7 protein-coding genes are annotated in these 9,186 nt (G+C 52.9%); 2 read left to right on the top strand and 5 right to left on the bottom strand.

Going from position 1 to position 9,186, the window contains the following annotated elements; genetic code table 11:
* Window positions 1–356: 356 nt before the first annotated feature.
* Window positions 357–911 carry an adenylyl-sulfate kinase gene (cysC, locus tag GSF01_RS16165; RefSeq protein WP_268893717.1) on the bottom strand — a complete coding sequence of 185 codons (555 nt, stop codon included), beginning with the start codon at window positions 909–911 and terminating at the stop codon, window positions 357–359.
* A 515-nt stretch (window positions 912–1,426) separates the two neighbouring features.
* Entirely contained in the window at window positions 1,427–2,530 is a 1,104-nt protein-coding gene (locus tag GSF01_RS16160) for a Gfo/Idh/MocA family protein (RefSeq protein WP_159885788.1), read from the bottom strand.
* A gap of 128 nt (window positions 2,531–2,658) precedes the next feature.
* Between GSF01_RS16160 and GSF01_RS16155 the strand changes: the two genes are divergently transcribed.
* Window positions 2,659–3,054, top strand: coding sequence for a winged helix-turn-helix transcriptional regulator (locus GSF01_RS16155; protein WP_235941538.1), 396 nt, complete (start codon window positions 2,659–2,661; stop codon window positions 3,052–3,054).
* 262 nt (window positions 3,055–3,316) lie between these two features.
* The gene (locus tag GSF01_RS16150) at window positions 3,317–4,279 is read left to right on the top strand and encodes a stalk domain-containing protein (RefSeq protein WP_201305413.1); all 963 of its coding nucleotides are present in this window, start codon (window positions 3,317–3,319) and stop codon (window positions 4,277–4,279) included.
* A gap of 65 nt (window positions 4,280–4,344) precedes the next feature.
* Here GSF01_RS16150 and GSF01_RS16145 read toward each other — a convergent pair whose 3' ends face one another.
* The 3 genes from GSF01_RS16145 to GSF01_RS16135 all read right to left on the bottom strand — a co-directional run bounded on the left by GSF01_RS16145 (window position 4,345) and on the right by GSF01_RS16135 (window position 9,180).
* Entirely contained in the window at window positions 4,345–6,633 is a 2,289-nt protein-coding gene (locus tag GSF01_RS16145; protein ID WP_159885786.1) for an AraC family transcriptional regulator, read from the bottom strand.
* Between the two features lie 67 nt (window positions 6,634–6,700).
* Entirely contained in the window at window positions 6,701–8,230 is a 1,530-nt protein-coding gene (locus GSF01_RS16140) for an extracellular solute-binding protein (protein WP_159885784.1), read from the bottom strand.
* 65 nt (window positions 8,231–8,295) lie between these two features.
* Window positions 8,296–9,180, bottom strand: coding sequence for a carbohydrate ABC transporter permease (locus GSF01_RS16135; protein WP_159885782.1), 885 nt, complete (start codon window positions 9,178–9,180; stop codon window positions 8,296–8,298).
* Window positions 9,181–9,186 lie beyond the last annotated feature (6 nt).

The raw sequence follows: 9,186 nt of genomic DNA, 5'->3' as shown, positions 1-9,186 counted from the left end.
GTGACCTTCAAAGCGAAGGCGGACTGCAAGGTACCTCTCGTAAAGTCGTTTATCTGATGTTTCTCTCATGGACACATTGAGTTGCTCGATTTTTACGGTACTCATTTCCATCACCACCGGTTTTTTTACTATTCATTACCCGATTTGGTGGTTAGCGTGATTTTGTTCGTTTGTTACTTGCGTTCTACATAGAAACAAATATTATAAACTCATCGTTAACTCCCCCCTCTGCACTTCTACTATAAAAAAATAGTAGCACAAACCACGGTCTTGGTCTGCGCTACTGTTTTTAGTATGTTTTGTGTTGTACGGCTGCTACGTAGGGATCACTTGGCTTGGTGTACTTGGCGTATATCCTATCCCCCGAATTTCCCCCTAAACGGCAAAGCAGATTTGTATTGAATGATCTTCGACACGCATTCCTCTAAGGAGAGCTTATCTGTCTCGACGATCACATCCGGATGAATAGGCTCTTCGTAAGGAGAATCGATACCCGTAAAATGCTTGATTTGTCCGGCTCTCGCTTGTTTATATAGACCTTTCGGGTCTCGCTGCTCGCACACTTCCAAAGGACACTCGACATAAACTTCCATGAAGGAATCCCCGATGAGAGAACGGACCTTATCACGTGTGGAACGGTATGGAGAGATCGAGGCGACGATCACATTCAGGTTAGCATCAAGAAGAATCTTGCCAATCTCGCCAATTCTTCTGCCGACCTCCAGGCGATCCTCTTCGCTGAATTGAAGATCCTGATTAATTCCTTTCCTCAGAACATCTCCGTCAAGAATATAAGAATTTTCTATATGCGGTCTCAGCGCTTCTGCAAGGGTTGACTTGCCGGAACCAGACAAACCGGTTAGCCATATCATTTGATTCATGGAGATAACCCTCTTCCTGCTAGATTCTATTGTAATAGGTCACTCTGTATTGGCCTGTTCACCCGTCATTAGAATGACCCTCAGGATATGTTGCTTGTTCTTTTGTGCATCGATCTACTAAAGAATACATCAGTACAGTTTATTATAGATGCAATTTTTTACGTAGAGTAGTGGCTGTTTAACTGCTTCTGAAATATCTCCTTTACGGGGGTACCCATCCAGAATTTACTTACTCTGCGTTTGGACACCATTCACTTACCCTTCAGCCGTTTCAACCGCGTTTCGCCTGGATTTCGTGATCTGCTAACCCGGTGAAGCTCATAAAGTGGCCATTGCCTCTTCGAAGTATAGGCCTATAACCAAAGTCTTAGTAAAAGTAAGAGTTTAACCACGATTTGTGATACGGTGCACCACGCTAGTTGTAGCGGCCAGATTTTAGTCGTATCGGCATGCAAAAACCTCCCCGCTGCTAGGGGAGATCCCGCCCAGGCTGCAGAGAGGTGGTTGTCATATAAAACGTCTTCGTTCCTGATGTCGCTAATACCTCATTCAACGGTTTGGCGAACGCCCGAGGCAGAGGCCTTGCGGACGGCGTCCATCAGACGATGCGTTCGTACCGCCTGGGTGAAATTCGGAAGCTCCACCTCGCCCCCATCAAGCCGCTCCGCAAATAAGGCGTAGAGATGGGCGACATTGTACCCCGGTCCAGGCGGCGTATCCCGTGCTCTCGAAGCGTAACCGTCCGGAGCTTCGAGCTTCTCTGTATCTCCAGAAGGTCGGGCAATGCTAAGGTTCAGTCGATCCATCTGAAACATTAGCCTGTCCCGCGGGGTCACCACTAGCTCACCCTCGCTCCCGATGATCTGCAGCTTAAAGCCGGGCGCACCGGCGTTCACGAACTGGGCCGAAACGAGCGCGCCCTGGGCCAGCTTACCGGCAACAAGCACGTGATCCGGCGCATTTGCCATCACAGTCCTACCGGTCTCAAGCACGCTTACCTCTGGGTATTGGGTGTCGAGCGTCGCGGACACTTCCACAAACGGCGCTACCATATATTCGATCGGATCGAGCACATGCGCCGCCCCGATGGTCAGTTGATCGGCCCCATTGGCTTCATCCAGCAGATAGACATGCGCAAGGTCCACCGTTCCGTTCGTTGTCGGAAATACCGGTAGCGTGACGACCGCATTCACCGCTAACACACGGCCAACAGCGCCTTCCTCGACCAAGTCCCTGATGTACCGGACGGTTGGGTTGGCCCGTGCCTGAAGGCCGACGACGTGATGTATTCCCCGCCTTTCAGCAAGAGCAAGAAGCATCTCCGCCTCCGCTGTAGTCCGGGCGAGTGGCCATTCGCTGTACACGTGCTTTCCGGCTTCCAACGCCGATCGGATCAGCCGATCATGTTCCGGCACCTTCACCGCTACCGTCACGACGTCCACGTCGGGCTGCTTCGCCATCTCCAACGCATCCGTATAGAAACGTCCGATGCCGTGGCGTTCCGCCGCCGCTCGAGCGCTCTCCGGCAACGTGCCGGTCACGGCCCTCGCCTCATATGACGCCAACGCCGCGAGTGCCGGAACGTGAGCCAAACCACCCCATCCCCCCGTTCCGACGATTCCAACTCCCCATTGGCCTTTTCTTTGCATGTTCGATTCCTCCTTTGACTTGTTCGACCCTCCCACTGACATGAATGAATATAAACGATATAATCAAATTAAAAAAGTACGCACTTTTTCGTAATATGGTTACCAAATGGGTACGTTGAAGGAGGTAGATGATCATTACGATCGAGGCTGACAAGGCGAATAGCGACATTATGGGCTCGAGCAAAACGTATCATAACCCAACGGAAGCAACGCTGGACCGGATCGGCGGGAAGTGGAAGACTGCGATCCTCTGCCTGCTAGCCGAGCAGGGTGCGCTGCGCAACGGGGAGATGATGCGGGCGCTCTCGCCGATCACACAAAAGATGCTCTCCCAGCAGCTAAAGGAACTCGAAGCGGACGGGCTCATTCTTCGCACAGTCTTCCCGGAAGTGCCAGCTAAAGTCGTCTACGAACTAACCAAAAACGGGTGGTCGTTGCGGACGGTACTCGATCCACTCTGCGAATGGGGCAAAAGGTTTGTCCATACCGATAAGCCAGAGCAAAATCACGGACATCAGCCTTGAATTCACCCGGATTGGCACAGTTGTACTTTGTAAGTTGGACCCTTTTCCTGATCATACTTGCCGTTTCTTGTGGTAAGGTTGTCCGTATCCCGACAGACAGAAAGACAGCCAGCGCTCGCTTTACATAGATAAATAGACCAAAAGTCTCACCTCCATGAAAGATTAGGCTATTAAAACATCCACCTATAGAAATAGGTCTTTTATCCTGGTATGATGGAAGGGGTTACACGCCATACAACAATCTGACAGGAGCGATGGTAGAGTGAGTCAAGCAATGAGGAAATTATCGGTTATGATGGTAGTGGCTTTACTAATGACAGCATTCTCTTCGATCGCGGCATCTGCTGCGGCGAGCGAGAAGAGGATTCAGACGGAGCAAGGCGGTTACGTAACGCTCACGAATGTGGTCGATGAAATCCACTTTGCGGACGAAGGAGCCGGGGTTGGAGATACGATATTCGTTGCCCATGGACCCGTTACGATTACCATTCACGGGGAGGACCCTCATCCTTCCATCAGCTTCCGTCCCGATGCCAAGCTGAGCGGAGACTATTTCGACATCGGCGAGGGCAGTGAAGAAATCCCGGTAACCGATCTGACTGCCACCGTAAGCAAGCCGGGCTACTATGCGGGTCACATACGCTTCACCTCTGAATATGCGTTCAGCACTGTTGCCCAATTTGCTATCCAAATTGTTGCGGGCTCCTCCGCTGAAGCAACAGCACCACAGGCCGAAGCGAAGCCTGAGAGCAAGACGGAAGAAACAGCGGCGGCCAAGCCGGCAGCGGGATCGGCAGCAGCACAGCCGATAGCTTCCAAGGTTTTGGTTAACGGGAAAGAAACTGCCTTCGAAGCTTACAACATTAACGACAATAATTACTTCAAGCTGCGCGATTTGGCTATGGCCGTGAATGGCACGGAGAAGCAGTTCGAAGTAAGCTGGGATGCATCGAAAAATGCGATCAGCCTGGAGTCGGGCAAAGCCTATACGCCTGAAGGCGGGGAACTGGCCGTTTCCGCAAACCCTGCAGCCAAAGAGGCTGCATCTACGGATTCCCAGATTTATCTGAATGGGCGGGAAGTTCAGCTTACTGCTTACAACATCGATGGAAACAACTACTTGAAGCTTCGCGATGTAGCTAAAGCCTTGAACATCGGCGTGACTTGGGATGGACAGACCAATTCCGTCGGCATCGATACGAAAGTCGATTACAAGGACGAGTAGCGGAATAGGCATCATCAAGAAGGCGGCAGGTTCGGATATTATCCCGGACCTGCCGCCTTCTCTCTTTATATCCCTCGATTATGCTCCCGATACTGCCCCGGCGTAGTCCCCTCCATCTTGCGGAAATACCGGATGAAATTCGCCGGATTGTTATATTTCAGCTTCTCCGCAATTTCGGTAATCGTTAGGCCGGTCTCTCTCAGCCAGCGCTTGGCGACCTCCAGACGGTACTGGGCCAAATAATCGGCGAAGTTAATGCCGGTCTCCTGCCGGAACACCCGGCTGATATACTGAGGATGATAATTGAGCCGGGCCGCGCATTTCTCCAGGGTCAGATCCGTATCGAAGGCATCCTCGATCAGCCGCTTCACTTCCTGGGAGATCGTCCGGAACTGCGTCTCACGGCGCTCCTCCAGCAAGCGGATGCTCGGTTGCACGATTCGCTCTCCGAACCAGGCTTCAATTTCTCTGCTCGTATGAAGAGGCATCAGTTCCTCGAACAGCGAGCCCTCTCCTAGCCCTAGACCATGAAGCGGGATTCCCGAATCCTGAAGAAGCCGGAGCAAATCGATCAGCAGGCGGATCAGCGATAGCTGGTAGTCATTATGATCATAATCCTGTCGGGACAATGCCTTCATCATGGACGTCAGCGCCAAGCCCGCACGCTCCGGGTCTAACGATTTGATCGCTTGAATTAATTGTTCGCCAAGCTCCTTAGGGTAGACGATCTCACTGCCCTTGTCAGGCTGTACGTCCTCGATGAAGAGAACCGCCTCTTCTCCCAGCCGGGACCGGTACTTTAACGCATGTTCCCCCTCTGCGTAACCTCGGCCCGCTTCTCCCCAATCTTGGAAAGAACGGCTGATGCCGATGCTTGCAGAAAGCTGCAAATACCGTTTAACCGCTAGTTGTACTTCGGTCGCTAGCTCGAATACGGCTTCCTTGAACCCTTCTTCCGATTGCGAATTCGTCCCCACCAGCACAACGACCGATTCCTGCATCACCACGGGAGGAAGCCTCCGGTCGTCCGGCGCGAGCTCCGAGACGATATTGCCGATCGCAAAGAGCAGGAGATCGCGGTCCTTTTCCGTATACCGGTCGCCCTCCAGTCCGTCGATTTGAACCCGGAGCACCCGCATGACCACCCACTGCCGGGTATACTCATATCCGTAGTACTGGAGGCTGTCGGGAATGTCGGCCGTCTTGGCCTCGCCCAGCATCAGCTTGCGGACAAGCAGCTCCACAAGCTGCTTTTGCTGACCCTTGAGCTCGACCTGCAGCTTCGTCTGGTCCGTCATCAGCGACTGGATGCGGTCAGATATAGCCAGGAGCTCATCCTTCTTAGGATGGCTTGCCTTATCGTCAAGTAGCACCCGGGAGATATGCCGGACCGGACGGTACATCTTTCTTGAGCCGATCAACGCGGCAAGAACCGTGGCGATCAGCACGCCTGTACTGACCAGAAGGGAGGTCCAGCCAATCGCCATAACCTGACGGGTAATCGCGCTGGTCGGGACGACCGACACATAAGTCCAGCCATTGTAAGCCGACTTCCGGTACGAGATCGACACCTCCTCGCCCTCCTCCTTGGCGTTCAGCACGCCGACTGCGCTGTTCTGTCCCCGCATAGCTTGTACATAGGAGGCATCCGACAAGTTCAACCCAAGCCTGGCCTCGTCGGAATGAGCGATGACACGGTTGTCATCATCGAGAATAAATATTTGCCCTGCACGCGGATCGTTGTCGATCAGCTGCTTCAACTGCTGGGCGGACACGACCACACAGACCATCCCCCGTGGTCTAGTCGAATTAATAGGCCATTTCTTGATGCTCATCACCGCATGCTTCAGCTCGACAAGTCCGTCCGACCCTTGAAGCTTGGCTGAATTGCCGCTCACCCACACCGACCCTTGGGATATGCCCGCATAATCGCGAATTTTATTCTTCAAGCCTGGCTGATTGTAGGCGTCCATGCCCGAATTGCTGATCAGCCAGTCTTTCTCCATGCTGAACAAGTAAACGTCCTTGATACCCAGCTCGAAGGTCTGGATAGAAGCAAGCACGTTATAAATTTCCCGTATCGTCTCAGCGTCCTCTATCCCAAGCGAGGCTGGAATCGACCGGGTAATGATGGGCAAGCTCAATACCTGCGAAGTGGAATAATCGATCATCTTCAACGTCTGCTCGACGCGGAGCTGGCTCTGCCGGAGGACCTGGGAATTTCCCTCCTCAAGCTGCTCCAGCACGGATTGCGAGGAGTAGTGGTAGGAATACCAACCCAAGGTCAGGACAGGAAAGGTTCCCACCATTAAGGTCAGAAGGACCAATTTGAGTAAATAACTTGATGTGCGCATTCCCCACTACCCCCAGCAAACGTGCTTAGTCTTCCCTTATTCTAATACACCGGAGGACGACCTGCCGTTATTTTTTCTGGCTTTTGTTGTAAGCCTCCGTGTATTCCTCCATGATCTTGCTTCCGCCGTCCTGCAGCCACTTGTTAACCGCCTGATTCCAGCCGGCTTCGTCGATTGCACCCATAATAAATTTGACACGGGCATCCTCGATAATTTTATCCAGCTCCTTGCCCCGTTCGCTATACGTATCGGAAATATAAGCGTTAACCGGGTTGCCGACGGCGATCCGGGCATTTTCCTTATAAAGCCTGTCGCGAAGCTGGAACAACGGGCCGCCGTAGGATGTGATCTTATCGCGCAATACCGCAAGCTGGGAAGAGTCGCCCATCCCGTACTCCACCAGCATCTTGGAATCGGTCGTTTTCTTGTATTCCCCGTTCTCGAGCGTATACTGCCTGCCCTCCAGACCATTGACCAGCATATTCTGCATATCCGGATCGGATACCTTATCGAAGAAGTTCAGCACCGCCTTCAGCTCGGCTTCCGTCTTGACGCTTGTCTTCGGAATCATGAACTGTCCATGAGAGCCAGTGCCGCCCACGCTGCCCATGCCTTTCGGTCCCTCCAGGGCATGCACCATCGTCAAGCTGCCGCTGGGGTCCACCTTCTTAATATTTTCCTTAATGCCCTGTCCGTCGTTCATGTTCGCGATCCATACACCGGCCTTGCCCTTATTGATAACCTGGCGGCCGTCCTTGACCACCGCAAAATCCTGATTGATCAGCTTTTCTTCATACAGCTTTCTATAAAATTTCATCGTCTCCAGATACGCGGGCGACAGTGCCGCCGGACTGATCTTGCCGTCCTTCAGCTCCCAATCCACCGGTCCTCCGTGCCATACCAGCATGCTGCGCCAAGAGGCAGCCGCCTGCTGCTCGACGAGACCGACGGTATCGGCTTTGCCGTTTTTATCGGGATCATTGTGGGTAAACGCCTTCAGTACCTCGTAAAACTCTTGAATGGTCTTCGGTTCCTTCAATCCCAGATTATCCAGCCAATCCTTGCGCAGCATGATCCCATCCTTGGCCAGGTCACGCTCGCGGTAAATGCCGTAAATTTTGCCGTCGATCGAAACGGCCTCCAGCGCTATCGGATTCATCCGGCTCAGGTTCGGATAGTCCTTGAGGTAGGGGCCGATCTCCCAGAACATGCCCGAGCGGACCGAATTAACGATGTAAGGAAGCTTCTGATTCAGCACGGTAATGACGCTCGGCAGCTCCCCCGAAGCGACGGTAGAGCTCAGCTTATCCTCATAGGTTGAGGACGGCACCCAGGTGAGCTTCAGCTCGGTATTCGTTTTTTCTTGAAGACGCTTGTACAGCTCCCCGTCAGTAGACATCGATTCGGGGTTGTAGCTGGGCAGCATGATCGACATTTTGTACGGACCTTGCACCGGTGCGGCCGCTTCCTTGGCTCCCGCATCAGCACCCGAGCCGGAAGCGCCGCCCCCTCCGCAGCCCGCGAGGGTACCTGCTGCCATAGCCACTATACTGAGGGCTGTGGCGGATTTCATCCAAACCTTCGGATTCGTTTTCATTGTGAAACTGATCCTCCCTTTAGCTTCTGTATTGGATTATATAGGATTGGGATCGATCCGGGGTACTACCCTTTCACGGAACCCAGTAAAACCCCTTTGGCAAAATGCTTCTGCAAAAACGGATACACCAGAAGAATCGGCAGCGTCGAAACCACGATCACGGCCATCTTCACGGTCTGCTCGGGCGGCTGAATGAAGCTCGCGTCGAACGAAGCGGAATCTCCAAGGCCCCCGCCCTCCGACAAGATGACGATCTGCCTCAGCAGGACCTGGATCGGCCACTTAGTCGAATCGTTGATGTACAGAATGGCGCTGAAGAACGTATTCCAGTGGCCGACGGCATAAAATAACGAAAACGTCGCGATAGCCGGAAGCGACAGCGGGATCACGATCCGCATCAAAATGCCGGGATCGCTGGCGCCGTCTATCTTGGCGGACTCCTCCAAGCCATCGGGGAGCTGCTGGAAGAAGCTCCTCATGATGATCAGGTTAAAAGCGCTGATAGCGCCGGGAAGCAGCAGCGACCAATACGTGTCGATAAGACCCAGCTCCTTCACGACCAGAAACGTTGGAATCATCCCTCCGCTGAACAACATGGTGAAGATGACCATGATCTGAATCGGCTTGCGGTAATCCAGATCCTTCCTCGCAAGCGGATACGCCATCAGGCAGGTTAGCACGATATTGATGAGCGTACCTGCGACGGTGATGAAAATCGTCACGCCCATACTCCTCATCAAGGTGCTGGTGGAGAAAATGAATTCGTACGCACTCAAGGAAAACTCAGTTGGGAACAAGATAAACCCTTTCTCCAGAAGCTCCTTCTGCGTGGCAAAGGAACCGGCAACCATATAGATAAACGGGATAATCGTGATCAGGGCAAACAAGCCCAGCAAAATCACATTCACATAGTCGAACAGCCTGCTGGCCCAGGAACGGTCTTGCACCATGGAGGC

The organism is Paenibacillus puerhi, from assembly GCF_009846885.1.
Classification (GTDB): Bacteria; Bacillota; Bacilli; order Paenibacillales; family NBRC-103111; genus Paenibacillus_G; species Paenibacillus_G puerhi.
Note: the sequence above shows the minus strand (reverse complement) of the source record. Positions and strands in the feature narration are given on the sequence as shown.